The sequence below is a fragment of the Halorhabdus sp. BNX81 genome (genome assembly GCF_029229925.1).
In the GTDB taxonomy this organism is placed as follows: domain Archaea; phylum Halobacteriota; class Halobacteria; order Halobacteriales; family Haloarculaceae; genus Halorhabdus.
The window spans coordinates 1,660,663-1,687,026 of the sequence record NZ_CP107254.1 but is presented as its reverse complement, the minus strand read 5'-3'; the positions used below and the strand labels follow the sequence as shown (position 1 = coordinate 1,687,026).

Here is a 26,364-nt window from a genome sequence, read left to right as displayed (position 1 = left end):
GGGCGGACACGTCCGTGGATTGACGTAGGTCCCGACCCACGCCCACGTATGCGCATCCACTGGCATCGGCGAGATCTTCGGGTCGCCGACAACCGCGGGCTCGCGGGCGACGGGATCGAGACGAACGATGAGACGGTACTGGGTGTGTTCGTGCTCGATCCGACAGTGCTCGAACACGCCGGTCCGCCCCGCGTGGCCGCCCTCCGTGACGCCATCGTTGCACTCCGAGACGCTTACCGTGACCGTGGGAGCGACCTCGTCATCGTCCAGGGAGATCCGACCGAACGACTGCCGGAACTTGCCGGACGGTACGACGCTGAAACGGTTTCCTGGAACCGTGAGTACAGTCCTCTCGCGCGCAACCGCGATGCTGCCGTCCGAGAAGCACTGGATGACGCGAACGTCCGGCGGGCGGCTGTTCATGACGCCGTCCTCCACGAGCCGGGGACGATCCGGACCAACGACGGCGATCCCTATCAGGTGTTCACCTACTTCTGGCGGAAATGGCACGACCGTGAGAAGTCAGCCGCCCTTGACCCGCCGGAGTCCGACGTTCTTGCCGACGTGGTCGACGAGACGCCCGTCCCGACGCTTGGGGAACTTGGCGTCGACGAGCCGGCGGCGTCGATCCCACGCGTGACCCCGGCGGCCGCTCGCGAGCGCCTCGAATCGTTCTGTACTGCGGATATCTATCGGTACGAAGACCGGCGGGACTACCCGGCCGAGGACTGCACGTCCCGCCTCTCACACCACCTCAAGTACGGGACGATCGGCATCCGCGCAGTGTATGCGGCCACCGAGGCCGCCCACGAGCGTGCTGACACTGAAGACGACCGGGAGTCGGTCGCGGAGTTCCAATCCCAGCTCGCCTGGCGGGAGTTTTACACACAGGTGCTGTGGTTCAATCCGTCGGTGGTCACTGAGAATTTCAAGTCGTACGAAAACCCGGTCGAGTGGCGAACGGATCCCGAGGGGTTGCAAGCCTGGAAGGCCGGCGAGACGGGCTATCCGATCGTCGATGCTGGAATGCGTCAACTTCGGGCGGAGGCGTACATGCACAACCGCGTCCGAATGATCGTCGCGTCGTTTCTCACGAAGGATCTCCTGATCGACTGGCGGGAGGGCTACGACTGGTTCCGGGAGATGCTGGTCGATCACGATACGGCGAACAACAACGGCGGCTGGCAGTGGGCGGCCTCGACCGGAACTGACGCCCAGCCGTATTTCCGGATCTTTAACCCGATGACTCAGGGTGAACGCTACGATCCCGACGCCGAATACATCCGGGAGTACGTCCCCGAACTCGACGGCGTGCCGGCAGATGCCATCCACTCATGGCACGAACTCGACCCCGGTACCCGCGAGATGCATGCCCCGGACTATCCGTCCCCAATCGTCGACCACGCTGCCCGTCGCGAGCAGGCACTCACGATGTTCGAGCGCGCACGTGGCGAGGAGTGAGACAACCGAGACCCTGCAGCCGAATCTGGCACTCAGTTGTTGTCCCCGACCGAAATTTCCCGTCTGGAGATATACCGACAGCCCGGAGCCGATCGGGACAGTGTCCCTCCGGTATTTCGATCAAACAGCACGCAGTCTGTCGGTCATTGTGCCACGGTACCATCCCTCTTCTAAAGCTTTAACAGGAACCCGATCATCAGAAAACATGGAGGAATTTCACATGTCCGAACGTTCAAACCCCGAACTGCCGTCCCTGCCGTACGATTACGATGCCCTCGAACCGCACATTTCCGAGCAAGTCCTGGAGTGGCATCACGACACCCACCATCAGGGCTACGTGAACGGACTCGACGCTGCCGAAGAGACCCTTGCCGAGAACCGCTCGTCTGGCGATCACGGCACGACCGGCGGCGCGCTGGGCAACGTCTCTCACAACGGCTCCGGTCACTACCTGCACACGCTGTTCTGGGAGAACATGTCCCCGAACGGTGGCGGCGAACCCGAGGGCGCTCTCTTAGAGCGCATCGAGGAGGACTTTGGCTCCTATGACGCCTGGAAGGCGGAGTTCGAGGCCGCTGCGGGTGCCGCCGGTGGCTGGGCGCTTTTGGTGTACGATCCCGTCGCCAAGCAACTCCGGAACCTCGCAGTCGACAAACACGACAACGGCGCGCTGTGGGGCTCGCACCCGATTCTGGCACTGGACGTCTGGGAGCACTCCTACTACTACGACTACGGGCCGGACCGCGGCAGCTTCATCGACGCCTTCTTCGAGGTCGTCAACTGGGAGAAGGTCGCCGAAGAGTACCAGAAGTCGGTCGATCACTTCGAGTAACGACGAGTCCGTCGTGTCGACGATTTTTGCCACCCGTTCCGTTTCCCTGGTCGCCACTATGGCAGCCTGAGTGCTGTCAGGCAGTGGCTTCGCCGGTCAGGACTTCGATACGAGCGCCATCTTCGACATCGATAGCCGAAACAGCCCAGCCATGCTGAGTGGCGATCTCCGCGACGATGGAGAGGCCGAATCCGGTGCCGTCACGGGTCGTCGTGTAGCCGTCCTCGAAGACTTTCTCGGGATCCGCCTTGTCGAATCCGGGGCCGTCGTCCGTGACGGCGAATCCCCGACGGGCAGGTAAGCCCTCGACGATGACGGTCACGTCCTCGCCGCCGTGTTCGATGCTGTTCCGAAAGAGGTTCTCGAACAACTGGCTCATCCGGTCCGGGTCGGCCTCGACTGTGACGCCTTCGACGTCAAGTTCGAGGGTGGCTGCCCCCGTCTCGACGTAGGACCACGCCGACTTCGCGACCACCTCGAGTTCGACCTGCTCAGGGTCGAGATCCTCGTTTTGTCTGGCGAGCGTGAGCAGATCCTCGATGAGGCGCTCCATCCGGCTGTGGGCGCGCTCGACCGCCGCGAACTGTTCCGGTTTTCCTTCTCGGCGCGCGTGCTCGAGCCGGCCGGCGGCCACCTGAAGCGGGTTGCGCAAGTCGTGGGAGACGACCCCGACAAACCGGTCGAGCTGTTCGTTTCGCCGCGTTAGCGTGGCCTCACGCTCGCGTTCCTCGGTTAGATCGACCATGATGAGCGCGTAGCCGACAACTTCATCCCGGCGGTCGACCAGCGGCGAGCTCTCCATCCTGACGGCGCGGTCACCGACAGTGAGGTCCTGCGTATTGGGTTCGTGCTCGTCGGTGATCGACTCATAGACGGAGACGGCGTCCGGAACGGCCCCGAGACACTCATCGATCGACTCGCCGACGATATCACTGACGCCGAGTAACTCCCGAGCGCTCTCGTTGATATCGACGACGCGGCCGGCGGTGTCCACGACGACGACGGCGGTGTCGATGCGGTCGAAGACCACTTCGGTCGCGATGGGCGTGATGTCGAGAAATTCCTCGCGGGCGACTGCCCAGGTGAACGCGACTCCGGTGACGGTAAAAGCGATGGGCGTGAGGTCATACTCCAGTCCGAGTGCCAGTGACACGGCGTTGGCCGCCCAGGGGACGAGGGTCGCGAGCACGATGGCCGCGATCTGTCGCTGGTAAAAATATCGTGATCGGAGCGCAAACACGACGATCAGCAACACGGCGACCGACAGCAGGAGATAGGAATAGGCGGTGTGGACGCCGAACAGCGGGCCGTTGACCGTTTCGAGCCCCCGTGGCCCCGTCCCGTCGATGCGAAGCGTCTTCCAGACCAGCCCATGGGCTTCGTTGGTCCAGACGAGTGCCATGAAGACCACAGGCTCGACAGACAACGCGCCGAGGAGCCGGCGGGTGACCAGCGACTCGCGGCCGGTGTACTCCAGGGCAAACACCACCAGTGCGGGTACCAGAACGACGACGCCAGCCAGAAGTGCCTTGTTGGCCGCAAGCGCAATTGACGTCCCCGGAAAGACAGTCGTGACGAGAATAGCCACGGCCCACCCGATCTCCGCCGCGAGGACAACCGTGAGTGGCATCCCGCCACGCTCGTCGCGATGTCGCCACGCGAGCTTGGCCGCCACGATCGACACGACAATCGCGACCAGGAGTCCTGCCTGATAGACGGCCAACCACGAGTCCATGCTGACATATTACACACTCACATTAATAAAACCGGAACCGTTGGGTTCGAGCGGACTCGTTTACGGGATCGGTCCGTGTTTCGAGGGATTTAGGCGCCGACGGACGCTACGGGCAGCTATGCCACGACCGAGAGCTGACTTCGATGACCTGCGGCCCCTGGAGTTTCGTGACCCCGAGGAGGTTCTTGCGGCCGATAGGATGTACACGATCTACGAGATTGCGCGCTTGTTACAGGGCGTCGATCCTGACGCGGAACTCGACGTCGAGACCGAGAACGTCCTGCTGGACTGGGCGATCCCCTGGGTGTTGAACCACGCCGATGCGTTCGTCTTTGCCGAGCCATCGGGCGATACCGAACCGGGCTATTACGGACTCGCCGCCGACGCATGAACCTGCTCGTCGCCGGGGCCGACCGCGTCGACGCGGGCAAGACCACGTTCTCGACTGGGTTGCTCGAACATACTGGAGCGGTGGGGTTCAAACCGCGCGCGGGGAACGACTACTGGTTCGACCACGACGACTATCACCGGGCCGTCGGAGACGGACGACTCTATGGCAAGGACGCCAGACGACTTGCCACGGCGAGCCCAGGCGAGCGCTCGGCCGAATCACTGAACCCGATCCATCGCCTCTGGCGGCCGGAACCGAGCGGTGGGTCTGGCTTGCTTGGCCAGTCCGATCGGGAGTTTCTGGTCGATCGGATCGGTGATCGCTACGTCGTCAACGGGACCGTCGAGCTGCCGGAGTCTGCACGCGAGAATTTGCCGCTTTCGGCGGCTGTCGCCGTCGACTCGCTGCAGGAATTCAACGGCGTGATGCAGCGCCATCATCTCCCGGCGTTGGAATCGATTCGCGAGACGATCGAATCGGCCGATCGAGCCGTCGTCGAATCCTACGGCAACATCGCCCGGCCGCTGTCGGATCTCCGGCCGGATGCCGTCGCGGTCGTCGAACCACGCCGCGCTCGGATCTATCCGGGAAGCCGATACGAGAAGGCCTGTCGCGTGGCTTCAGGGTCAGCGAAGGAAGGCCAACTCGAAGAGCGGGTGTCCGCGGTGACTGACCTTACCGATCCGGTCGCTTCCGTGACGTTGCCGGCCCTTGGGGCTGACCAGCGACAGGACCCGGTTGTGGTCGCCGAAGCGTACGAACACGCCTACGATGCGTTGCTGGCTACAGCTTTCGAGTGAGTGGCGGGTCGAACGAGCGACTCAGAACCTGGCGGCCTGGGCGGCGAGTTCGATGTTGCGGTACGGGTCAGTCTGGACGCTCCGGCCGTGGCCGGCGTACATTACGTCAAGATCATCGCCGACCGTCTCTAAAACACGCTGGATACTTTCGACGAGGACGGATCGATCGCCTTCTTCGAGATCCGTCCGGCCGAAGCCGCCGTTCGAAAAGACCAGATCGCCTGCAAAGAGAATGGCTGGTTCAGCCGCGTACAGACAGAGGTGGTCGTCTTTGTGGCCGGGCGTGTGTAGGGCCGTGTAAGTGTGCTCGCCCATGACGATGTCGTCGCCGTCTTCGATGGCTTGTTCGACGCCGGGCGCGTCGACGTCGTATCCTTCGACAGTGACGTCGAAGGCATCCGTGACTGTCCCGAGGTTACCGACGTGGTCGGGATGGGTGTGAGTCAGGACGACGGCGTCGAGGTCCTCGACGTGTTCACGGACGCGAGCCACGACATCGAAGTCGTTGCCGACGTCGACGAGGACATCTCGGTCGCCGGTCACGAGAAACACGTTGCTGGTGAAGCCATCGACGCCAGTCGCCAGATTCCGGATCATACGGGTGGCAAGCCCCTCAACACGCTTGAGCCGTTCGGGTTGTCATTCGGGAGTGGTATGCCGAACTTGTCAGCGTATCCGGGTCGGGCCACCAAGACCCACAGGGCTATGTACCAGGAGGTAATTACCACGAGATAGATGGCCGATGTCAGGGTCCGAACCACCAGTCGTCCTCATTGTTGAAGACGAGCCGGACGTCGCCGAGACGTACAATCTCTGGTTACAGGACGAGTACGAGGTTCGTATGGCCGAAAGCGGGTCCGAAGCCCTCGAGTGTCTCGACGACAGTGTCGACGTGGTGTTGCTCGACCGCATGATGCCGGGGTTGTCGGGCGACGAGGTACTCGAACGGATCCGGGAGAGCGACAGTAACTGTCGCGTCGCGATGGTGACTGCCGTCGAACCCGACTTCGATATCCTCGAGATGGGATTCGACTCGTATCTAACCAAACCGATCCGGAGTAACGAACTCCACGAGACGGTGTCAAATCTGCTGGAACGGTCGACCTATGACGATCTACTACAGGAGTACTACTCGCTGGTCGAAAAGCAAGCGACGCTAGAAGCGACAAAGAGCCACGCCGAACTCGCCGAAAGTGAGGAATATCAGCAACTGTCTTCGCGTGTCGACGCTCTCAACGATGACCTCTCGGACACGCTGGGCGGCGTCGAAGACGACGAGGACTTCATCGCAACGCTTCGGGAGTTGAGCAATGGCGACGAACACTGATCAACCTGGGACAATGTACGACCTCTCATCAGTACTCGATGTAGAGCCCCTCGAGGCTGTTAGGCCCGGGTCGAGCATTCTGATCACCGGTCCCGCGATGACCGGCAAGCAGGGGCTGGCCTACGATATTCTGGCGGACGGCGTCACGGACAATCAGGGGGCAATCATCGTCTCGACGGGGGACCGAGCGACGACTGTCATTGACGAATTCGCCGATCGAGCCGGCACCGACGAGTTCGAACTCGGCGTCATCGACTGTGCCGGCGATCAACAGACCACCGAGTCCGAGACGGGCGATGCGTTCGTCCATCACGTGGGCTCGCCCGGCGACCTGACTGGCATCGGCATCGGGATCACGGAAGGACTCGAAGCCCTCCATGGCCGCGGGGCGGATCGGGGACGGCTTGCGCTGTCCTCGCTGTCGACGATGCTGACCTACACCGACCGCAAGACGGTGTTCAAGTTCTGTCACGTTCTCTCTTCGCGACTGGAGGCGGCCGAATACCTCGGTCTGTTTACGATCGACGCCAGCGCACACGACGAGCAGACGCTCCAGGTCATCAAGCAGGCCTTCGACGGCATGATCGAGATCCGCGAAACCGACGGGAAGCGAGAAGCTCGCGTCCGTGGGCTGACCGCCGAACCGAGCGAATGGGTCGAGCTGTAATTTCGCCTGTTCACAACCGCGTCAGCCCAGGGCAGGACGCGCGTTTACAGTCCGGGTTCGTACCGAGTAGCTTCTTCCCAGTGTTTTCGGAACTGTGACTCCAGTTCGAGTGCGAACGATGGGTCTTTGACGTTGATCAGTCCGATCATCGCGTCACGTTCCATCGGGTTCACGACATCGAAACACAGCTCGACGTGGTCGAGAAGAAAGAACGCCCCATACAGCTGGTCGGTCGTCCGCACGGCGAAGCCGTCGTCGGTGAACGGTTCGCGTTCGATTCGGTCGATAAATCCGCCCGGTACGGCGTCGACCAGCCGATGGGGAACCAGCATCGAGACGTCGACGCCGCGTTCGATGGCGTCGGCGATGTGATCGAGGATGTCCGGCCCCATCTCGGCGACGTCGAACTCCGATGTGAAGATGTCCGCGACCATCACCACCTGCTCGTCGGCGACGGCGATGCGTTCGAGTAACAACTCGGTTGCGTCCTCGACGCCGATCGCCGTCGTCAGAAACTGTTCGGACACGGATCCGTCCGCGGAGAGCTCGTCGATGAGTCGATTACCCACGACTTCGTAGCGATTGATCTCCTCGCGCAGTTCTCTGGAACGGGTTTCGACGAGTCGATCGATCGCCGCTTCCGGTTCGACCGCGAGATACTGCTTCGGTCGGCTGTGAGTCTGGCAGCGAACCAGCCCCCGGGTCTCCAGGCTATCGAGGACGTCGTAGATTCGCCCCTCCGGGACATCGCTCGCCTGGGCGAGGTCCATCGCCGAGACCGGGCCGTGACCCAGCATGGTCCGGTATGCCTGGTCCTCGTAGCTCGACAATCCAAGGTCACACAGGTTAACCATGAGCGAAAATCCGCCTCGATCACCTATATACACTTCGACGAGTTTGTTTGTCCCGAACCTGAGCGAGTGAATTCAGCACACAGAGGAGACATCACCCGGCACTCTTATCGATACTAACCAAAATAAACGTATAGATAGTTGTTTAGCGTTTGCAAATCGTTTAGTCGGTCCTCGAAGAACACAAACGTACGATGGGGCATTCTGGATCAGTTGCGCCGCGACGGAAAGTGACGGCAATCGTTCTCACCACGATGATCGTCGGAAGTACCGTGGCGGGCGTCGTCTCGTTCGGTGTGGGCGTTGCGCGTGCCGCTAACGTCACGACTGTCGAAGGGACGCCGGACCTCTCCGCGTCGGCCCCCGACGCTCGTCTCGACCCTGGTGAGAGTGGGTCCATCTCGATCTACCTCGAAAACGATGCGACTTTCGGGAGTAACGGCACCTACACCGAGGAGATGCGCGACCGTGTCACAGAGGCCCGTTCGATTTCCGTCAACGTCACTGATACCAGGGGTGCGCCGCTCACCGTCGAGACCGACGCCCAACCCGCCGGCACACTGCAGGACGGGAACGCGTCCGACCCGCAGGTGTTCAGTGTCGTCGTCGACGAGGACGCAGCGGCCGGAACGTACGAACTCGAGGTCACCAGCGAGTATCGGCACACGTCACGCGCCACCTACGAGAAAGGCGAAACCGGCGAGTACCGGCTGCGAGACGAGACGACCGCCGAGCGCTCCGATACGGACACGATCACCGTCGAGATCCAGCCACAACCCCGCTTCGAGGTCGAGGCCGTCTCTCACGACGCCCCGCTGGGCGGTGAGGGGACCGTCGCCGTCGAGATGAGCAACGCCGGCGACGAGGATGTGACGGAGGCGACAGTCTCGCTGTCTTCGGGGGACTCGAACCTGTATTTCGGGTCCGGAACTGCGACAGCGGAGGCAAATGTCGGTTCGTGGGGGGCAGATGAATCCAAAACGCTCCGGTTCCGTGCGGGGACTGCTGACAGCGCCGTGGCCCGGGAGTATCCGGTCGACGTGACGGTCGAGTATGTCGACAGCGACGACGCCCAGCAGACGGCGAGCGAGTCGATCGGGATCACGCCGCGGAACCGGACCCGGTTCGACGTGGTCAACGTCACCCACGACGTGCCCCGCAATGGGGAGGGGACACTGACGGTCTCACTCGAGCAGATGGCACGCAAGACGATCGAAGACGTTACCGTGACGGCCTCGACGACCGCGACTGACGTCTACCTCGGCGACGAGTCCTCACGGTCGTCGACGACTGCCATCGGGACGTGGCACGAAAACGAGACCAGGAACGTGACGGTTCGGGTTGGAACGACCGACGATGCACTCGCCCGACCGTATCCGATCGACCTCGAGTTCGAGTACACTGACGCCGCCGATAACGACAACACCCGGACCGAGTTCCTCCAGTTCGTCCCGGGCGAACACGACGATTTTTCGCTGGTCAGTCGTACCCACGACGTGCCCACGAACGGCGTTGGGACGCTCACTGTCGTCGTCGACAATGTTGCTGAAACGAACTTTTCGGACGTTTCGGTGACGGCGTCGACGCCGGACTCGGAGATCTATGTCGGTTCCGAGTCCTCCCGGTCAGGGACTGCTACCGTCTCTGAGTGGGGTGTGAACGACACCCGTCGGCTTACCTTTCGGGTCGGCGCGACCGCGAACGCCGTCAATCGGTCCTACCCCCTGAACGTGGACTTCGAGTACACTGACGCTGACGACAACGACAATCAATGGACCACCGAGGTCGCGTTCAGACCCTCCGGCGAACCACAGTTCGTCGTCGAGTCGATCGACCACGACGTCCCCGTGGGAAGCAGCGGTCGGGTGACGCTGACGCTTCGGAACGATGGGCCGGTGAACGCGACCCAGTCTGTCGTGACGGCCAGTTCGGACGCCGACGCGATGTTCTTCGGCACGGGCGGGGCCGAACCCATCGAAGCGCAGGGCGTTACCGTCGAGCCGCCACAGACCGGGACGCCGACCGCCCAATCCTACGTCGGCGAGTGGGCAGTCGGTGAGACCCGGACAGTTTCCTTCCGGGCAGGCTTCGACGACGACGCCATCGTCCGGGAGTACGTTGCGAACCTGGCGGTCGCTTACGAGAACGAGGCTGGCGACGATATGCCGGAGCAGACGCGAGCGGTCGGTATCACGCCGCTCCCGGAACAACGGTTCAGTTTCGACCGCCTCCGGAGTGACCTCTTCGTCGGGGAGGAAGGCAACCTGCACGTTTCGGTGACCAACACCGGAAATCGCTCCGTCGAGGGCCTGGTCGTTACGGCCTCGACCCAGGATCGGAACGTCAACTTTTACAACAGCCGCTATGCTGTCGGGTCACTCAGCCCGAACGAGTCCGCGACCGTTCGCTACCGTGTCGGCGTCACCGAGGAAGCCGAGCACGGCCCTCGTATCTTCGAACTCTCCGCCCGCTATCGGGATCCACAGATGGACGTCCGACAGACCGATACACGCGACGTGACTGTCACCATCGGGGCCAGTCGCGACGCCTTCGCACTCGAACGGACAACCGGGACGTTGGCCCCCGGCGAGTCCGGGCCACTGACGCTGACGGTCACCAACCGTCGCAACGAGACGCTGTCGAACATCCAGGCGAGTCTCTTCACCGACGACCCACTCGACAGCGGCGACGATTCGGCGTTCATCTCGGCACTCGACCCCGGCGAGTCGACGACGATCACACTCGATATTACGGCCGACGGGAGCGCTAGTGAAAAGACCTATTCGGCCTCGATGGAGTTCCGGTTCGACGACGAGCGTGGCGAGAGCGCCCTCTCGGATACGTACCGTATCCCTGTCGTCATCGAGCGGACGGAGTCATCGCTCGGGGTCCCCGTCGTGCTCGGCGGTGTCGGCGCATTCGTCGCCATCATCGCCCTTGGGTGGTACGTCGGCGCAGCCTCTCGACTACGGGCCATCGGGAGTCGTCTGCGCCAGCGAGTGACTTCGGGGAATGGATCCAGCGACCGACTGGACGTCGACGAATCCGAGTGAGATGGCCGTGACCTCGGTTGTTGATCACGAGCGGGTCGTCGATGGGATCGGTCGGGTGATCGTCGATCGGCCCGGCCGCGTTGTCCTGGCCTTTCTCGTGGTGACGGCTGGGTTCGCTTTCGGGATCCCTGGCGTGGGCATCGACTCCGGTACCCAGCGGTTCTTCGAGAGCGTCCCCGAACATCACACCCAGGCGTTCGTCGACAATCAGTTCGGATCGACCTTCGAGGCCGGTGAGGACTCGACGCAGGTCGTCCTCACCAGCGAGAATGTGTTCTCGAAGCCGTCGCTGCTTCGGCTGCTCGAACTCCAGGCGGAGCTAGAAGCCGATCCGTCGCTCCGGGTGCGTGCGGTGACCGGTATCGCGTCCGGGACTGCAAGCGTCCTCGATCCCTTTGCGACGACGACGGCGGCCCAGCGCCGGACCATCGAGACAGCGACGCCCGCGGAAGTCCGGGACGCGGCCCGGACGTTGCTCGACCGACGACCGGGGATAACCCAGTTGCTGAGCGAGGACCTCAACCCCAACCAGCCCCGGGCATCGGCGACGATGGTACTCGTCTCTCACGCGGTTCCGGAGGGAGACGATTCGACGCTTGAAGCCGTCCAGCAGCGCGTGCAAGTGACTGCCGAGACCGGCGACGGCGACGTGCGCGTGTTCGGATCGGCGATCCAGCAGGCGGGGTTCGACCGGGCCATCTTCGAGTCGCTGTCGTTGATCGTGCCGGTCGTGATCGTCCTGATCCTCGCTTTCCTAACTGTGGCCTATCGCGATCCGATCGACCTCGTGCTCGCGCTGATCAGTCTGCTCATGGCCATCGTCTGGACGTTCGGATTCATGGGCCTGGTTGGGATCCCGTTCAACCTCATGATGATCGCTGTCCCCGTCCTGTTGCTCGGGGTCGGCATCGACTTCGGGATTCACGCGGTCAATCGGTATCGCGAGGAGCGTGTCGACGGCCGGTCGGTCGACGAAAGCATGGCAACCGCCACGCGAGGGCTGCTCGTGGCGTTCTTCATCGTCGCCGTGACGAACGTCATCGGGTTCTCGGCGAACGTCACCAGCGCGCTGGCACCCGTCCGGGAGTTCGGCCTGGTCGTCGCGATCGGCATGGTATTCACTCTCGCGGTCTTTGGTGTGTTCCTCCCGGCGCTGAAAGTCCGCACGGATCACTGGCGCGCGGCCCACGGCATCGGGCAGTTCTCGATGACGCCGCTTGGCGGCGAGGGATCGCGTTTGGGGACCGCGCTTCGTTCCAGCGCCGTGATGGCCAAGCGCCACCCGGTCGTCCTCGTGGCGATCATCCTGCTGGTGACCGCTGGGGCCGCCCACTCGGCGACCAACGTCCAGTCCAAGTTCGAGACTGACGACTTCCTGCCGTATGCCGAGCATCCACCGCAGATCGACGTGCTTCCCGACGAAATCGCTCCCTCGGAGTTCGAGATCACGGCCACCTCGAATTACATCACCGATACCTTCGAGACGACCAACACCGAACAGGTGACGCTTTACCTCGAGGGGCCACTGCAGCGAAATCACGCCCTGGAGGCGATCTATCGAACCGGCACGGATCCGCCCGACTCGTTCGTCCGGGAGGACGGTCGCGCCGTCTCAGAAGGCATCATCGACGTGATCCGATCACACGCCGAGAATGACGAGGGGTTCGCGGCCCGTCTCCAGCGCAACGACCTCACCGAAAACGACGTCCCTGACCGAAACCTGGAGCCGATCTACGACGAGTTGCTGGCGTCCGAATCCGGCGAACAGGCCCGGGAGTACCTCACCGAAGATCGGCAGGCGACCAAGGTCGTCTATCAGGTCAAAGCCAGCGCAAGCCAGAAAGAAGTGACTGAGGACGCCCGGGAACTGGCAGCAAACGCCAGACACGACGCGGTTGCGACCGGCGATATCGTCGTCTTCCGGGCGTTGACGGAAGCGCTCATGGAATCGGCCGTCTCGAGCTTCCTCGTTGCTTTTGGGCTCTCGGCCGTGTTTCTGATCGTCATCTTCTGGCTGCTGGAGGATCGCCCGTCACTGGGCGTCGTCACGATGGTCCCCATCACCGTCGCGATCGTGCTTCTCGTGGGGACGATGCCGGTGCTGGGCATTGCGTTCAATGCCCTGACAGCGACGATTCTCTCGATATCGATCGGGCTCGGCATCGACTATTCGGTCCACGTCGTCCACCGGTTCGTCGACGAGTACGACGAGTGTGGTGACGTCCAGGAGGCCCTGCTCGTGACCCTCGGCGGGACCGGTGGCGGGATCACCGCAAGCGTCCTCACCACGTCCGGCAGCACGCTCTGTATGACGATCGCAGTGAACCCGATCCTGGGCGAGTTCGGCCTGTTGACCGGGATCAGCACCTTCCTCTCGTACATCACGGCGATCGCGGTCCTGCCGCTGACGCTTCGTGGTTGGGTGTGGTTGTTCGAGTAGGTTCGATGGCGGTCTCAGAGTCGGACTCCTCTCGCCGCTCGCGTCAGTCCAGAATCGTGTCCAGAAACGAGACCCACCGCCGGGAACTCTCGACTTTCGCCTGTCGGGCACTGTCTTCGAGGTCAGGTTCGTGGAGGTTCTTCAGCGCCGAGATCGCCCGGTCGATGCCGACGATGGACTGGGCGAGTTCTTCGGCTGCCGCTTCGGTCAACTCGCCTGATTCGAGTCGTTCCTTCCGATCCTTGCGCTCGGCCGTGAGTTTCGCCCGCACCTTCCGGACGCGGTCGCGCATCTCCGGCGGGACGGTCCCCTGGCGTTTGGTCTCCCAGACGAATTCCTTTAGGTTCATCTCGGTCCCCTGAATCTCGACGGACTGGGGCAATTGCTGGCCGACCGTTGCGGTCTTGCGTTCGACCCGCTCTAGCAACTCCCGACGCCGCCGATCGCTGAGTGGCTCCTCGTCCCCATTCTCGTTCATACAGGGTTTCGGGACCCCGGTGTCGCGTATCTTTTGGTCTCCTCACGCAGTGGTCCCGCCCGTTGGTGCCCGCCGCGAAAAGTGGATTTATCTACCTGCCGGCCGGCCGAGTGTACATGGACGTTCAGTTGCTCGAAGCCACCGACGATCCCGAGGAACTCATCTGTTCGGCCGCACGTAACGATTACCTTTCGGAGTTCGTCGGCGACCAGACCTTCGAAGAGACGATGGAATCCGTCGGCGGCGATACGCTCGAGGACAAAAAGGAGACGATCATCTCTCACCTGCTCGAACACGGCCACTACGGCCCGTTCGAGCATCCCCACGCCACCTTCGCGATCAAGGGCGTCAGCCGATCGTGTATGGCCCAGATCACGCGCCACCGCCACGTCACCTTCGACATCCAGTCGATGCGGTACGTCTCCTTCGACGAGAAAGAGCCCGAACCCGGCGAGGCGGTCGTCGCGATTCCCGGCCTCTCCGACCCGGGGGTTACTGGCCGTAACGCCGAGTTTGCCGAGGAATACGAGGACCTGGACGACGATACTGTTCTGGAAAAACGAGAAACCGCTTACCGGGATGCACTCGAACAATCCTTCGAGTCCTATCGTGAATTGCTGGATCTCGGCGTGCCGGCCCAGGACGCCCGGATGGTGCTGCCGATCGGCACGAAAGTCAACATCGTGATGACGCTGAACGCCCGGATGTTGATGCATATCGGCGACATGCGCGCGGCCGCCGACGCCCAGTGGGAGATCCGCGAGATGACCGAGGACATCCTTGAGCTCGCCGCGGAGTGGGCACCGCTCACCTTCGACTACTACAACGAACACATGAAAGACCGGAAGAACCGGCTTGCACCCTGAGAAATCGATCCCCGGCGCCAGTATCGTTCCTGAGAGCAGCGACAGTAGGTATATACTTTCGGAGAGTCAACTCGCGAGCGTATGAGTGCTGACGACGCTGACACGGACGACGAGTCGTCACCGGACGCCGAGGCCGAGGACGAACAGGCAACGGGCGAACCGATGCCCGTCGGAGTCAAGCTTGGGAGTACACGGACTGTCATCTCTTACCCCGAGGACGGCGAAATGAAAACAGTCCGGACATTGACCTGTCTGGCAACGTATGAAGATGCACTTACCGGCGAGGAACGCGTTCTCTACGGTGAGGAGGCTGCCGAAGAGTACCCCGACCGCGTCCAGTTCATGCTCCGGTCGGGCTTGCCCGAAGACGAGGACGGCGCGGAGTTGACCGAGCGGTTCTTCCAGTCGCTGGTCGAGGAAAACGACATCCCCGCCGAAAGCGGGGTCGTCTACGCGATCCCGACGATCGACAACGAAGCGGGGCTTGCCAATCTCCGCTCGGTCGTCGAGAACAGCGCCGTCGGCAAGTCGTTCATCGAGAGCTACCCTGAGTCGTTGTGTGGCGCAATCCCCGCCTTCGGCGACGATCTGGAGGCGATCAACGAGATCTTCATCGCGATCAATATGGGCTCGACCAACCTCGAAGCCTCCGCCTACCGCCGGGGTGAGCAACTCGCGCCGTTCACGACCGGCGCGGTGACCGGCAACGAGGTCGACAGGCAGATCACAAACTACGTCGAGGCCGAGACCCAGGGGCGAGTCAACATCGACACTCAGACCGCCCGCGAGTACAAAGAAGAGCATGCTGACTTCGAGAGCTTCGAGCCGTTCACGGACGTGATCCAGCAACCCGGTGGCGGCTCACACGAGTTCACGATCGAGCGCAGCGTCATGGACGCCGTCGACGAATACCTCGACGACGTGGTCGATGAGTTCGCCAATACCTTCCTGCCCGAACTCGCCAACGACCACATGAAAGTCTACCAGCTCGCCCTCGATCGGCCGATCGTTCTGACGGGTGGCATGGCCTGTATCCCGGGGATCGTCGACGAATTCACCGAGCGCGTCAGCGACGCACTCAACCGTGAAGTCGAGGTGATCGCCGCGGAGAATCCGGACCTGGCCGCGACGGTCGGCGCCCAACGTATCGCGGCGAGGCTCGCCGACTCGTCGTAACCCTCCTACCTGGTTTTCTCGGACGCTTCCCCATCGCTCCAGCAGGCGAGCCACGATTCGATCTGTGGCGTCTCGTCCGTTCGATCGAGTGGTCCCGACCGGTCGGCCGAACGACACTCCGAGAGTGACCGTCGGTTGCTTGTCCCACGTGAGACGTCTTCCTGCAGCGATCCGAGTTCTGCCGGGAGCGAGAGTGCGAGCCGAGGCATTGACGGCTTCTTTTGAGACCATCCCCGTAAATGCCAGTCAGACATCCGTCAGTCGGTCGGCCGACGGCTGGACGATCGGACCGACTCGCAGTTGCCCCGCCCCTCGTGAACGGGTCCTCAATCCCGGACGTCTCGCCTCATCTTTTAAGACAGTCGGGCGTGAACTGAATTGCATGACAACCGACGACGCGGGGATCGTCGGCGAAGCACTCCTGACGGAAACCGGGAGCGGCGGGTTGCTCCGCGACGGTTATCTCGCCGAGACGCCGCTCGAATCCCATCTCGACTCCCGGGAACAACCGCAGGTCGTCTTCGCGACGGATGCCAGCGGTGTTCGCCACGAAAGTCCAAAAGGGCAAACCACACATGAACCTGGGTCGGGCTATCGGACGCTGGTCGCACTGACGACCCATCGCGTGGTCCTTGTCGTCGGTGGGGCGACAGACGATGGCGGTGACCATCCGGTAACGATCCCGCTGACCGACATCGATCACGTTGCGGCGTCCACCGGGTTTCGGAAGTCGACTGTGCGGTTCTGGATCGGCGACCACGTCTGGGAAATCTCACCCGAGACGACGGATGCAGAGACTGTCGAGACGTATCTCTCGAAAGCGTCACAGCGCCGCATTCGCTTCGAGCGCCTGCTCGGCGAGGCCGAAGACGCGATCGTCGATGCAGCACGCGATCTGCGAAACGGCCAATTCGAATCGGCCACGGCGGCACTCGATCAGGCCGCGGACCGCTTCGATGACGTGCGTGAGGCCGTCGAAGCCTTCCCCGCGGACGTTCCGGCAATGCAGGATCGGGTCAGGGCGACCTACGATCGCTACCGCAAGGAGCGTCGGCGGTTGTTGCTTGCCCGGGCTGAACGGAAGCGTGAACGCGCCCGGACGGCATGGCGTGGGGAGTCCTACGAACGGGCCGCCGATACGTTCGAACGAGCCCGAGAGATTTGCGAGGCATTGCTGGACCGGGACGAACTCCCGGACGAAGCCAGAGCCCAGGTATTGACAATGCTGTCCGCGATCGACCGCGACCTCGACCGGCTGGCCGTCGCCCCGATGCAGGTCGCCAGGGTACGTCATCGGGCTGCGGTAGACGCGTCACTTCCCGGCGAGGCCGCCGAACACTGGCGAGCAGCGTTCGACCGCTACCGAACGGTTCTGGAACTGGATTGGGGGCGGGCGGAGTCGCGGTTCGCCGGTGGCAACAGCCAGATCAAAGCACGGCTGGCCACGGTCGCCGACGAACTGCTAGCCGCCCGTTCCAGGGCAGCCGACCAACACCGGGTAGCTGCGATTCGACTCACCAGGGCCGGTGCTTCCGCAACCGCCCGCGAGGCCTACGCCGAAGCCAGCGAGCATTTGCAAGCTGCGATCGAGATCGCACGGGAACTCGATCCGGACGCGGTCGACGGTCTGCGTTCGCAACTGCGTGTCCTCGAAGGTCGCATCGAGCGGTTGCCAGCGGCTGATAGCGAGTCCACGCAGGCCGCAGATCAGAGACCCCGCATCCCCACCGAAACGACAACGGCGATCCGGCCACTCGCTGGTGGGGATCGCCAGGAGATACTGCCAGTTCGCACCCATCAGGTACTGCCAGCGGTTCACCGACAGTACTCCGACGGCGATAGCATCCTCGCCATCCCTGCCCCATCGAACGGGGCCGACGTGACGCTGGCGGTCCATCGACCGGTCGACAACAGTGACGGGGCACTCGCAATCCATCGGCCGGCCCACGACGGTAAGGGGACACTCGCGATTCCCCGGTCTGTTCGTGAGTCACACGGGTGGTACGTCCGACGGCTCCGGACGCTGGACGCGGAGACGCTGCTTCGACGAGTCCGGAGGATCTGGCGAAACCTCGGCTGGACGATCGACCGGCCCGATCCGGACGCCCCCGAACTCCTCGCCACGCGATCAGGTGTCCAGGCTACCCTGCGTTTGAGGGTTCGGTGCCACGGCGATCCGGTCGACTCGGCAGTCGTCAGCGGGATCGCCCACGGGCAGGACCGACCCGAGCATGATCCGTGGCCGGTGCTCGTAACGACCGACCCTGTCGACCCCGCGGCGTTCAAGACAGCGATCTCGGCGGGGGTCACGATCGTCGACCGCCGGAGTCTTGGCGAACTCTGGCATCGGACCGATGATCCGCCGGAGCACGCGGATCGACCGACCCCACGCCAAGCGGCTCCACCGTCCTGACCGCACTGTTCGGCGTGCGGCAGCCGGCATCGAACGCGACGGGATATCTTCAAGTCGGTGTCGACCGTTCGGGGCATATGGACGAACCAGCCGGCATCTACGCCCGGGAGATCGACTATCTCGACCGAAATGTCCAGCTCGGCGTCGCCGGCGACCGGGTGATCGCCGTCTCGTTCCCGGAGACGCCGTCTGCCGACGCCGGGGACGACCACCCACTGTTGGACCGGATCGAGGCCTACTTCGAGGGCGAAGCGGTTTCCTTTGAATCGACGCCGGTAGCGCTGACGATGGCGAGCGACCACCGTGAGGTCCTGGAGACGCTACGGTCGATCCCGTATGGAGAGGGCATCACCGTCGAGCAACTCGCGCGGATGACGCCGGGGCTCGATCCGGACTCCGAGGAGGATGTCCGTCTCGTCCGGACGGCACTGGCAGAGAATCCGGCTCCACTCCTTATCCCCGACCACCGGGTTCGGGACGGCCCGAGCGCCGCACCGCCAGCGGTCGAACAGAAGTTGCGATCGATCGAGGGGGTGGCCTGAAGCAGTGATCTACGAACCAGCCTGCGATCACCGGGGCGACTACCGGGTGACGGTGGTGGTCGCTATCGGGTCAGTTCCGGTTGCGTTGACGAGGAACTCAGTCGCGTTGACCACGTAGTGGGCGACGATCACCACCAGGAGACTCCCCGTGGCGATGTAGACGCTTGCCAACGCCAGGCCAAGGAGTCCCGTCACGGCCACCCCAGCCCGACCCTGTGCGCCGTGAGCCACGCCGAAAGCGAGCGAGGAGACGACCGCGAGCGCCCACGGTGAGGCGTCGAGTCCGGTCGCCGGGACGCCGATGGCAGCCGCCCGGAAGATGAACTCCTCGCTGGCGGCGACGATCGGCAGGACGACGCCGAACAACAGGACCCACTCACCCCGCGTCGTCGGCGTCAACATGGCTCGCAACCCCTGGTCGTAATCGATACCCACCGCATCGGCGAGTGAGACTGCGAGTTCGCTCCCGATCCAGAGTCCGAGTCCGAGGGCGATTCCGAGGCCCAGGGCCGGCGCGACCGCGCCGAGCGATGCAGGACCGACGCCAAAGGCCGAGAGCGGGATCGAAAACACGAGCGCACCGACCAGGAGCACGCTGCCGAAAACGCCCTGCGTGAGCACCACGTTGACGAACAGGGCAACTGTCGGGATCGACGCCGGCGAAGCGCGTGGCGACGTGGTTCCGCCAGTCGGCGTCGATCGACCGGCCGGCCGAACCCGAACCCATCGCGACCGCGTGACGGCGGGGTCTAAACCCGTCGGCTGCAGCCGGACGGTCGACTGTTGTGACGACTCTGCGTCGAGTAGCCGTTGGGTGAGTGAGGCAAGAACGACGACGAGTGACACGACGACGCCGGTGAGGCCGACGAAGGCGGCCCAGCGGGTCACGCTTACTGCGGGCTGGGGTTGGTCTGGCCGATCTTCCGTTCGAGTGCCTGGCCGGTGATCGACTTCAGCCGATCGACCAGGCTGTCCTTTTCGGGTTCGCCAGCCAGCGCGACTTCCAGCACTTCCGAGAGGTGGCTGACGGGGATGATCTCTATCTGGTCCTCGTATTCGTCCTCGATCATCACGTCCTGCTCGTTGGCCTTCGGGATGATCACCGTGTCGAGGCCGGTCTTGGCGGCGGCCTCGATCTTGTGGGTGACACCGCCGACTGGCAGGACGTCACCGCGAACCGACAGCGAGCCGGTCATCGCGAGGTTCTGCTCGACGGGGATGTTCTCTAAGGCGGAGATGACGGCCGTCGCGACCGTCACCGACGCGGAGTCGCCCTCGACGCCCTCGTAGGACTGGACGAACTGGATGTGGATGTCCTTCTCCGAGATGTCCTCGTCGGAGAACTTCTTGATGATCGCGCTGACGTTCTGGACGGCCTCCATCGCGATCTCCTGGAGTTTCCCGGTCGCGATGACCTCGCCAGGGCCCTGGGAGGGGGCGACCTCGGCCATGACGGGCATGACGATCCCGCTGTCCTCGCCCATCACCGCCAGGCCGTTGACGCGGCCGACCGCGCTGCCCTCGTTGACGGTCATCTTGTAGTCCTTGCGGCGCTCGATGTAGTTGTCCGCGAGTTGCTGTTCGATCGAACGCGAGCGGTCTTTGGCCTGGAGGACATCCTCGCGTTCGGTGTACTCCTTGTCGTCGGCGCGGGCGATGTCGCCAGCGACCCGGACGAGTCCGCCCAGATTCCGGAGCTTCAACGAGAGGTGTTCCTTGCGGCCCGCCCGGCGGCGGGCTTCGAGGATAACCTCTTCGACGGCCTCCTCGGTGAAGTGTGGGAGCCGTCCGTCCTTCTCGACCTCCTGGGCGACGAACCGGGCGTACTTCCGGCGCATCTCGGGCTCGTCCTCGATGGTGTCGTCCATGTAGACCTCGTAGCCGTAGCCCTTGATCCGGTCCCGCAGGGCCGGGTGCATGTTCTCCATCGCATCGAGGTTGCCCGCCGCGACCATGATGAAGTCCGTCGGGACGGGTTCGGTCTGGACCATCGCGCCCGAGGAGCGTTCGCTCTGACCGGTGATCGAGAACGCGCCCTCCTGGATGGCCGTCATCAGCTTCTGCTGGGAGCGGATGTCCAGCGTGTTGATCTCGTCGACGAACAGCACGCCCTTGTTGGCCTTGTGGATCGCACCGGCCTCGACACGGTCGTGGCTGGGCGTCTCCATGCCGCCGGACTGGAAGGGGTCGTGGCGGACGTCGCCGAGCAGTGCACCGGCGTGGGCACCCGTCGCCTCCTCGAAGGGCGCGGTCTGCTCGTTGGCGTTGTTGATCAGCAGGTTCGGGATCATCGAATCGCCACCACGCGCCCCGTAGCGGAACGCCAGATAGATGACGCCCGCTGCGAGCACGCCCAACAGCGGATTGCCGGCGAACAGTGCGTACCCGATCACGATCGCGATGATGATCCACATCAGGAACGACCGCATCTGGTTGCGCTTGCGGGCCTCTTCCTTGTGGGCGTCGACGATCTGTTCGCCTTTCCCGGCGGGCACTGTCCGGACCTTTGGCTCGTTGCCGTCGTCGGGGTTGTGATAGACGAGAACGTCCTGGAGGTCCTCTTTGGGGAGGAGCTGGCTCATCGCCTTTGCGAGCATCGACTTGCCCGTCCCGGGCGAGCCGATCATCATCACGTGGCGGCGCTGTTTGGCCGCCTTCAGGACGATGTCACGGGCGTGACTCTGCCCGATAACCTGATCGACCAACCGCTCGGGCACCTCGATATCCTCGGTCGAGTCGATGTTCAATCCACCCAGTACGTCGTCCTCGCCGTCGACGACTGTCGACTCGTCGTCGAGTGTGACGTCGCTCCCGAGATCAGCTACTTCCTCGTCGGTATCCGACTCGTCGGGGTCGGCCACGTCCGTCGCGTCAGCCCGCTCTGCCGGCTGCTCGACCTCTGTTTGGTCAGAAGCACCCGTCGATCGCTCGGACGACGCGTCGGACCCGTCCACCTGGCCGTCGTCCGACACGGACACCTCCTCGTGCTCGGGCGGCGCATCGTCGGCAGTATCCTTGTTTTCGCTCATTCTAACGGGTCAAGTACGATGATCCAGGGACTGTCGATTGATATACTTTCTCCTCACGACCGGGTTTGCCGGTCGCGGGAAAACAGATAGACGGCGTTCGGATTGGCGGTAAGAATCCGTCGAGCGACGACTCGCCGGGTTTATGAAAGCCCACGTCCTGGAACTGGGTATATGACACGCGGATTCTACATCGGCCGCTTTCAGCCCTATCACAACGGCCATCACACGATGGTCGAACGTATCGCGGCCGACGGGGAGGTCGAGGAACTCGTCCTCGGGATCGGGAGCGCCGGGGACTCCCACACCGTCCACGATCCGTTTACCGCCGGCGAGCGCATCATGATGGTCAACAAGGCCGTCGCCGAATTCGACCTCCCGACCTACGTCGTCCCCATCGAGGACCTCGATCGGCACTCGGTGTGGGTCAGCCACGTCCAGAGCATGTGCCCCAATTTCGATCTGGCGTATTCGAACAACCCGCTGGTGGTGCAACTGTTCGAGGAAGCCGGCATCGAGGTCCGGCAGTCGCGGATGTTCGACCGCGAGCGCCTGGAGGGCAGCGAGATCCGCGAGCGCATCATCGAGGGCGATCAGTGGCGCGACCGGGTGCCCGACGCCGTCGTCGAGGTGTTGGAGGAATGCAACGGCGTCGAGCGCCTCCGAACGATTTCCCAGTCCGACGTCGTCGAACGCTGGGAAGCCAAAGCCGACGAATCCCCGAGCGATTGACTGTTGGCTCCGCGACGCCGCCAGCCCCGATATCTTTTGTCCTCGCTCACCGTCCGTACAGTCATGATCACCCTCAGTAGCGACTTCGGGTCTCCGTATCCCGCAGCGATGAAGGGCGTCCTTGCCGCCCGGACCGACGCCCAACTGATCGATATATCCCACGATTTTCCCCGCCAGGACGTCCGGGCGACCGCATTCTGGCTCCGTGAAGTCCTCCCGTATTTCCCGCCGGCTGTCCACCTGGTCGTCGTCGATCCCGGCGTGGGAACCGACCGGGCAGCCCTCGCGATTCGGGCCGGCGAGCACGTCCTCGTCGGCCCCGACAACGGCGTGTTGATTCCGGTTGCCCGCGCGCTTGCTGATGAGGATAGCGGTGGGATCGAGATTTTTGAATACGTATATGACGATCCCGAAAGCGTCACCTTCCACGGCCGGGACGTGTTCGCACCGGCGGCGGCGACGATCCACGAGGCGGGTCGGTCCGGGTTCGAAACCAGCGATCGATTCGTGCCCGTCGAGGAATACGAGGGCCTGACATTCCCCGAGCCCACGATCCGCGAAGACGGTGTCGACGGCGAAATCCTGGTCGTCGATGACTTCGGCAACGCGATCACGAACGTGCCGGGCGAGGTGCTGGCCGATTGCTTCGGCGAGGCAGTGACCGTCAACGGCGTCTGGGCACCCGCCCGGCGAACCTACGCCGCGGTCGAGGTCGACAACCGACTCGTCACCGTCGGGAGTCACGGGAATGTCGAACTCGCCGTCAACCAGGGGCGGGGCGACGAACGATTCAGCGTCTCACCCGGGTCGCGGGTCCGGTTGCGCTGGACGTAACGTCTCTGGCCCTGAAACCCTCCGATCACAGGAACGGCAGCGCCAGAGCCGCCGTGACCGAACTGATCACGAACCAGCCGGCGTAATTCCACCACGGCACGCCACGGAATCGCGGGCCAGGCAGGTCGTCCGTGTACGTCCAGGCACCCGCTATGACGCCCCGGTGATCGACCAGGGCGTCGTAGCCGGTCGCGAGGACAGCACCGGTCCCGACGGCAAGCCAGCCGTCGGTCCACAGCAGGGCAACGCGAAACGCAACATAGACGACACCGGTCCAGCCAAAGAGAACGTACACCGGCACGCCCACCAGTTTCGGATCGATATGATGGTGTAGCAGTCCGCGGTTGATTACGATGGCTTCGGCGACAAAGGCGACTATTGCCCCGCCACCGAACAGCGCGATTGTCGCCGCGTGTGGCCAGGTGAATCCCGCGTGACTGAGCCCGACGAGACCGACCACGAGAGTCATGACGGCCAGCGAATCCCGATTGAACACGATTTCTCTTGACACCCAAGGCACGTCAGCCGATCGCTTTTCGGGCCCAGCGACCGGACGACAGGCCGGATGATCGTCCCTACACCGTCTCGATTTCGATCTCTAGATCGATCGTGGTAACGGTGTCGGCCGCGAAGAAAAATGATCCGCCACCGTCGGGGAACTCGACGGCCGTTTCGATGGTCGAGACGTCCGTGAATTCCTCGATGGGGGATTCCGGGATCTCGGGTTGTTCGATCCGATATTCCGAGAAGTAGACGCTGACGGGGCCTCCGTCGATCACTTCGCCGGTCACGGAAACACGCTTCGAGATGGTGTCGTCGAGTACCCACCCTTTGATTGTCCCGTCCGAGACAGTCACTTCGCCGTCGAACCGGAACGGATACGGGGGCACGACGTGCCAGACGGCCGTCGCGGGTGGAAACGACGAGGCTGTCGTCGACTCGTCGATCGACGAGAGGTCGGCGCATCCGGCACATCCGATGGTCCCGGCGACGGCAAGCAACTCACGACGGCGCATACCTAATCCAGCAAGTGTGTCCCGAAAAAACCTCCGTTGAGTCGACGTGGCCGTCCTTCCGCCAAAGAGCGGGTGCGTGGATCCCGAACGGATCGTCCCGATCAGTTCGCGGCGATGACGTCGTCGATGCGGACGATCATGGTTGCAGCTTCAGTCGCCGAGTCGACCGCCTCGCGCTTGACTGCGGCGGGGTCGAGAACGCCAGCTTCGAGCGGGTCGGCAACCTCGCCGCTCTGGCCACCCGAAAGGATCCCCGAGAGCGTCTCGTTCTCGTAGGCGGCACGGAGGTCGACCAGCGCGTCGATGGGGTCCATGCCGGTGTTGGCGGCGAGCGTGCGCGGAAGCACGTCGACGGCGTCGGCGAAGGCCTCGACGGCGAGCTGTTTGCGGCCTTCGACACCGGCGGCGTGGTCGCGCACGTAGTCGGCGATGACGATCTCGGTCGCGCCGGCCCCGGGCACGACGCCGCCGCGTTCGATCGCGGCCGTGACGACGTCGAGTGCATCCCGGATCGAGCGTTCGAGTTCGTCGACGACGTGTTCGGTGCCTCCGCGGGCGAAGACCGTGACCGCCTTGGCGGCGGCACCGCCCTCGATGAACGTGAGGTCGTCGTCGCCGTAGGTCTCGACCGAGATGGAGTCGGCGTTCCCGAGTTCGTCGGTTTCGAGCTCTTCGACGGCCGAGGCACGCGTTGCCCCGGTTGCGCTGATGATCGCGCCGAGGTCGTCGACGCCATCGATCGCCAGGATGCCGTCCTTGGCGAGATACGACGCGACCCGGTCCTCGACGTCGCCACTCGCAAACAGGACGTCAGCGCCCAGGTCAACGACGCTCTGGGCCTGGCTCCGGAGATCTTCCTCTTCGGACTCGATCGCGGCGTTGAGCTGGTCGACGTTGTTGACGTTGTATTCCGCGTCGATGTTGCTCTCCGAGAGGTCGAGGTCCCCGTCGACGACGGCGATCGACGCATCCGCGACCGACCGGGGCATGTTGTTGTGTACCGGCTCCTCGTCGACAATGACGCCCTCGATCAGGTCCGTCGCGCTGGAACTCGAACCCACCTGGGCGTGGATCGTGATGCTATCGCGGTCGATAGCGCCGTCCTCGGTTCGGACGTGATCGACGGCATCGACGACCGTCTCCGCGAGCGGGCCCGCGGCGACGTCGCCTGTCCCCTTGCCCGTCATGCTCGATTCGGCAACGGTGATCAAGTCCTCGGCATCGAGATCGCCGTCGAGGACGAGATCGTCGATCGCCTCGCGGGCGAGCGAGGACGCCTCGTGATACCCCTCGACGATCGTCGTCGGATGGACGTCGTCCTCGAGCAACTCCTCGGCCTTGCTCAGGAGTTCGCCCGCCAGCACGGAGGCAGTCGTCGTGCCGTCACCGACTTCTTCCTCCTGTGTCTGGGCGACTTCGACGAGCATGTTTGCCGCCGGGTGCTCGATCTCCATCTCCTGGAGGATCGTCGCCCCGTCGTTCGTGATGACGACGTCGCCGTCCGCGACGAGCATCTTGTCCATCCCGCGTGGACCAAGCGTCGTCCGTACGGCCTCACTGATGGCCTTGCCCGCGGAGATGTTCGAACTCTGTGCGTCGTCTCCCTGTGTCCGCTGAGAGTCCTCGCTGAGAATGAACATGGGCGATCCACCCATGCGCTGCTGACCGGATTGTGACATATGTGTAGCCTCGTCTTATCCCTCGTTTGCGGTTCTATATAAGTG

At 63.4% G+C, this 26,364-nt stretch carries 24 protein-coding genes; 14 read left to right on the top strand and 10 right to left on the bottom strand.

The window, feature by feature from the left end:
* Positions 1-48: 48 nt before the first annotated feature.
* Together HBNXHr_RS08430 and sod are read left to right on the top strand one after the other, a co-directional pair.
* The gene (locus tag HBNXHr_RS08430) at positions 49-1,461 is read left to right on the top strand and encodes a deoxyribodipyrimidine photo-lyase (protein ID WP_275736798.1); all 1,413 of its coding nucleotides are present in this window, start codon (positions 49-51) and stop codon (positions 1,459-1,461) included.
* A 220-nt stretch (positions 1,462-1,681) separates the two neighbouring features.
* Entirely contained in the window at positions 1,682-2,293 is a 612-nt protein-coding gene (sod, locus tag HBNXHr_RS08425) for a superoxide dismutase (protein ID WP_275736797.1), read from the top strand.
* 76 nt (positions 2,294-2,369) lie between these two features.
* On the opposite strand, the gene HBNXHr_RS08420 is transcribed toward sod, so the two are convergent.
* On the bottom strand, positions 2,370-4,028 hold the full coding sequence (locus tag HBNXHr_RS08420; RefSeq protein WP_275881806.1) for a histidine kinase N-terminal 7TM domain-containing protein: 1,659 nt from the start codon (positions 4,026-4,028) through the stop codon (positions 2,370-2,372).
* Between the two features lie 118 nt (positions 4,029-4,146).
* On the opposite strand from HBNXHr_RS08420, the gene HBNXHr_RS08415 reads away from it, so the two are divergent.
* The gene (locus HBNXHr_RS08415; RefSeq protein ID WP_275736795.1) at positions 4,147-4,419 is read left to right on the top strand and encodes a DUF5827 family protein; all 273 of its coding nucleotides are present in this window, start codon (positions 4,147-4,149) and stop codon (positions 4,417-4,419) included.
* A complete protein-coding gene (locus tag HBNXHr_RS08410; RefSeq protein WP_275736794.1) occupies positions 4,416-5,219 on the top strand; it encodes an ATPase in 804 nt (267 codons plus the stop codon). The genes HBNXHr_RS08415 and HBNXHr_RS08410 overlap by 4 nt, the downstream gene beginning before the upstream one ends.
* Before the next feature lie 21 nt (positions 5,220-5,240).
* On the opposite strand, the gene HBNXHr_RS08405 is transcribed toward HBNXHr_RS08410, so the two are convergent.
* Positions 5,241-5,816 carry an MBL fold metallo-hydrolase gene (locus HBNXHr_RS08405; protein ID WP_275881805.1) on the bottom strand — a complete coding sequence of 192 codons (576 nt, stop codon included), beginning with the start codon at positions 5,814-5,816 and terminating at the stop codon, positions 5,241-5,243.
* 145 nt (positions 5,817-5,961) lie between these two features.
* Here HBNXHr_RS08405 and HBNXHr_RS08400 point away from each other — a divergent pair, with 145 nt between their 5' ends.
* Both HBNXHr_RS08400 and HBNXHr_RS08395 read left to right on the top strand, forming a co-directional pair.
* The gene (locus HBNXHr_RS08400) at positions 5,962-6,546 is read left to right on the top strand and encodes a response regulator transcription factor (protein WP_275736792.1); all 585 of its coding nucleotides are present in this window, start codon (positions 5,962-5,964) and stop codon (positions 6,544-6,546) included.
* A 13-nt stretch (positions 6,547-6,559) separates the two neighbouring features.
* Positions 6,560-7,213, top strand: coding sequence for a hypothetical protein (locus HBNXHr_RS08395; RefSeq protein ID WP_275740908.1), 654 nt, complete (start codon positions 6,560-6,562; stop codon positions 7,211-7,213).
* A 44-nt stretch (positions 7,214-7,257) separates the two neighbouring features.
* Here the strand turns inward: HBNXHr_RS08395 and HBNXHr_RS08390 are convergent, their stop codons facing one another.
* On the bottom strand, positions 7,258-8,067 hold the full coding sequence (locus tag HBNXHr_RS08390) for a helix-turn-helix domain-containing protein (protein WP_275881804.1): 810 nt from the start codon (positions 8,065-8,067) through the stop codon (positions 7,258-7,260).
* A gap of 191 nt (positions 8,068-8,258) precedes the next feature.
* Here HBNXHr_RS08390 and HBNXHr_RS08385 point away from each other — a divergent pair, with 191 nt between their 5' ends.
* Positions 8,259-11,117 carry a hypothetical protein gene (locus HBNXHr_RS08385; protein ID WP_275881803.1) on the top strand — a complete coding sequence of 953 codons (2,859 nt, stop codon included), beginning with the start codon at positions 8,259-8,261 and terminating at the stop codon, positions 11,115-11,117.
* The gene (locus HBNXHr_RS08380) at positions 11,077-13,557 is read left to right on the top strand and encodes an MMPL family transporter (RefSeq protein ID WP_275881802.1); all 2,481 of its coding nucleotides are present in this window, start codon (positions 11,077-11,079) and stop codon (positions 13,555-13,557) included. The genes HBNXHr_RS08385 and HBNXHr_RS08380 overlap by 41 nt, the downstream gene beginning before the upstream one ends.
* 43 nt (positions 13,558-13,600) lie before the next feature.
* Here the strand turns inward: HBNXHr_RS08380 and HBNXHr_RS08375 are convergent, their stop codons facing one another.
* On the bottom strand, positions 13,601-14,035 hold the full coding sequence (locus HBNXHr_RS08375) for a DUF5788 family protein (RefSeq protein WP_275881801.1): 435 nt from the start codon (positions 14,033-14,035) through the stop codon (positions 13,601-13,603).
* A gap of 116 nt (positions 14,036-14,151) precedes the next feature.
* On the opposite strand from HBNXHr_RS08375, the gene thyX reads away from it, so the two are divergent.
* The gene (gene thyX, locus HBNXHr_RS08370) at positions 14,152-14,901 is read left to right on the top strand and encodes an FAD-dependent thymidylate synthase (protein ID WP_275736787.1); all 750 of its coding nucleotides are present in this window, start codon (positions 14,152-14,154) and stop codon (positions 14,899-14,901) included.
* An 81-nt stretch (positions 14,902-14,982) separates the two neighbouring features.
* Complete coding sequence (locus tag HBNXHr_RS08365) at positions 14,983-16,077, top strand: rod shape-determining protein (protein WP_275736786.1); 1,095 nt, start codon at positions 14,983-14,985, stop codon at positions 16,075-16,077.
* Positions 16,078-16,082: 5 nt separating this feature from the next.
* Here HBNXHr_RS08365 and HBNXHr_RS08360 read toward each other — a convergent pair whose 3' ends face one another.
* A complete protein-coding gene (locus HBNXHr_RS08360) occupies positions 16,083-16,286 on the bottom strand; it encodes a hypothetical protein (RefSeq protein ID WP_275736785.1) in 204 nt (67 codons plus the stop codon).
* A 173-nt stretch (positions 16,287-16,459) separates the two neighbouring features.
* Between HBNXHr_RS08360 and HBNXHr_RS08355 the strand changes: the two genes are divergently transcribed.
* Entirely contained in the window at positions 16,460-18,490 is a 2,031-nt protein-coding gene (locus HBNXHr_RS08355; protein ID WP_275881800.1) for a hypothetical protein, read from the top strand.
* A gap of 77 nt (positions 18,491-18,567) precedes the next feature.
* On the top strand, positions 18,568-19,032 hold the full coding sequence (locus HBNXHr_RS08350; protein ID WP_275881799.1) for an MGMT family protein: 465 nt from the start codon (positions 18,568-18,570) through the stop codon (positions 19,030-19,032).
* A gap of 39 nt (positions 19,033-19,071) precedes the next feature.
* Here HBNXHr_RS08350 and HBNXHr_RS08345 read toward each other — a convergent pair whose 3' ends face one another.
* A complete protein-coding gene (locus tag HBNXHr_RS08345) occupies positions 19,072-19,920 on the bottom strand; it encodes a CPBP family intramembrane glutamic endopeptidase (RefSeq protein WP_275881798.1) in 849 nt (282 codons plus the stop codon).
* A gap of 2 nt (positions 19,921-19,922) precedes the next feature.
* The gene (gene lonB / locus HBNXHr_RS08340; RefSeq protein WP_275736781.1) at positions 19,923-22,061 is read right to left on the bottom strand and encodes an ATP-dependent protease LonB; all 2,139 of its coding nucleotides are present in this window, start codon (positions 22,059-22,061) and stop codon (positions 19,923-19,925) included.
* Positions 22,062-22,232: 171 nt separating this feature from the next.
* Between lonB and HBNXHr_RS08335 the strand changes: the two genes are divergently transcribed.
* Positions 22,233-22,790, top strand: a complete 558-nt coding sequence (locus tag HBNXHr_RS08335) for a nicotinamide-nucleotide adenylyltransferase (RefSeq protein WP_275881797.1) — start codon at positions 22,233-22,235, stop codon at positions 22,788-22,790.
* Between the two features lie 63 nt (positions 22,791-22,853).
* The gene (locus HBNXHr_RS08330) at positions 22,854-23,624 is read left to right on the top strand and encodes an SAM-dependent chlorinase/fluorinase (RefSeq protein ID WP_275881796.1); all 771 of its coding nucleotides are present in this window, start codon (positions 22,854-22,856) and stop codon (positions 23,622-23,624) included.
* Between the two features lie 25 nt (positions 23,625-23,649).
* Here HBNXHr_RS08330 and HBNXHr_RS08325 read toward each other — a convergent pair whose 3' ends face one another.
* The 3 genes from HBNXHr_RS08325 to thsA form a co-directional block, all read right to left on the bottom strand.
* Positions 23,650-24,093: a carotenoid biosynthesis protein gene (locus HBNXHr_RS08325; RefSeq protein WP_275881795.1), complete on the bottom strand. Its 444-nt coding sequence runs from the start codon at positions 24,091-24,093 to the stop codon at positions 23,650-23,652.
* Positions 24,094-24,199: 106 nt separating this feature from the next.
* Positions 24,200-24,640, bottom strand: coding sequence for a hypothetical protein (locus HBNXHr_RS08320; RefSeq protein WP_275736777.1), 441 nt, complete (start codon positions 24,638-24,640; stop codon positions 24,200-24,202).
* A 101-nt stretch (positions 24,641-24,741) separates the two neighbouring features.
* The gene (gene thsA / locus HBNXHr_RS08315) at positions 24,742-26,295 is read right to left on the bottom strand and encodes a thermosome subunit alpha (RefSeq protein WP_275883704.1); all 1,554 of its coding nucleotides are present in this window, start codon (positions 26,293-26,295) and stop codon (positions 24,742-24,744) included.
* Positions 26,296-26,364 lie beyond the last annotated feature (69 nt).

Coding starts and splice junctions, on each gene's coding strand:
- HBNXHr_RS08380 (WP_275881802.1), top strand. CDS start 11,077: ATGGATCCAGCGACCGACTGGACGTCGACGAATCCGAGTGAGATGGCC.
- HBNXHr_RS08320 (WP_275736777.1), bottom strand. CDS start 24,640: ATGCGCCGTCGTGAGTTGCTTGCCGTCGCCGGGACCATCGGATGTGCC.
- HBNXHr_RS08350 (WP_275881799.1), top strand. CDS start 18,568: ATGGACGAACCAGCCGGCATCTACGCCCGGGAGATCGACTATCTCGAC.
- HBNXHr_RS08325 (WP_275881795.1), bottom strand. CDS start 24,093: ATGACTCTCGTGGTCGGTCTCGTCGGGCTCAGTCACGCGGGATTCACC.
- HBNXHr_RS08355 (WP_275881800.1), top strand. CDS start 16,460: ATGACAACCGACGACGCGGGGATCGTCGGCGAAGCACTCCTGACGGAA.
- HBNXHr_RS08420 (WP_275881806.1), bottom strand. CDS start 4,028: ATGGACTCGTGGTTGGCCGTCTATCAGGCAGGACTCCTGGTCGCGATT.
- HBNXHr_RS08390 (WP_275881804.1), bottom strand. CDS start 8,067: ATGGTTAACCTGTGTGACCTTGGATTGTCGAGCTACGAGGACCAGGCA.
- HBNXHr_RS08335 (WP_275881797.1), top strand. CDS start 22,233: ATGACACGCGGATTCTACATCGGCCGCTTTCAGCCCTATCACAACGGC.
- lonB (WP_275736781.1), bottom strand. CDS start 22,061: ATGAGCGAAAACAAGGATACTGCCGACGATGCGCCGCCCGAGCACGAG.
- HBNXHr_RS08410 (WP_275736794.1), top strand. CDS start 4,416: ATGAACCTGCTCGTCGCCGGGGCCGACCGCGTCGACGCGGGCAAGACC.
- HBNXHr_RS08430 (WP_275736798.1), top strand. CDS start 49: ATGCGCATCCACTGGCATCGGCGAGATCTTCGGGTCGCCGACAACCGC.
- HBNXHr_RS08385 (WP_275881803.1), top strand. CDS start 8,259: ATGGGGCATTCTGGATCAGTTGCGCCGCGACGGAAAGTGACGGCAATC.
- sod (WP_275736797.1), top strand. CDS start 1,682: ATGTCCGAACGTTCAAACCCCGAACTGCCGTCCCTGCCGTACGATTAC.
- thyX (WP_275736787.1), top strand. CDS start 14,152: ATGGACGTTCAGTTGCTCGAAGCCACCGACGATCCCGAGGAACTCATC.
- HBNXHr_RS08360 (WP_275736785.1), bottom strand. CDS start 16,286: ATGCCTCGGCTCGCACTCTCGCTCCCGGCAGAACTCGGATCGCTGCAG.
- HBNXHr_RS08395 (WP_275740908.1), top strand. CDS start 6,560: ATGTACGACCTCTCATCAGTACTCGATGTAGAGCCCCTCGAGGCTGTT.
- HBNXHr_RS08365 (WP_275736786.1), top strand. CDS start 14,983: ATGAGTGCTGACGACGCTGACACGGACGACGAGTCGTCACCGGACGCC.
- HBNXHr_RS08405 (WP_275881805.1), bottom strand. CDS start 5,816: ATGATCCGGAATCTGGCGACTGGCGTCGATGGCTTCACCAGCAACGTG.
- HBNXHr_RS08375 (WP_275881801.1), bottom strand. CDS start 14,035: ATGAACGAGAATGGGGACGAGGAGCCACTCAGCGATCGGCGGCGTCGG.
- HBNXHr_RS08400 (WP_275736792.1), top strand. CDS start 5,962: ATGTCAGGGTCCGAACCACCAGTCGTCCTCATTGTTGAAGACGAGCCG.
- thsA (WP_275883704.1), bottom strand. CDS start 26,295: ATGGGTGGATCGCCCATGTTCATTCTCAGCGAGGACTCTCAGCGGACA.
- HBNXHr_RS08415 (WP_275736795.1), top strand. CDS start 4,147: ATGCCACGACCGAGAGCTGACTTCGATGACCTGCGGCCCCTGGAGTTT.
- HBNXHr_RS08330 (WP_275881796.1), top strand. CDS start 22,854: ATGATCACCCTCAGTAGCGACTTCGGGTCTCCGTATCCCGCAGCGATG.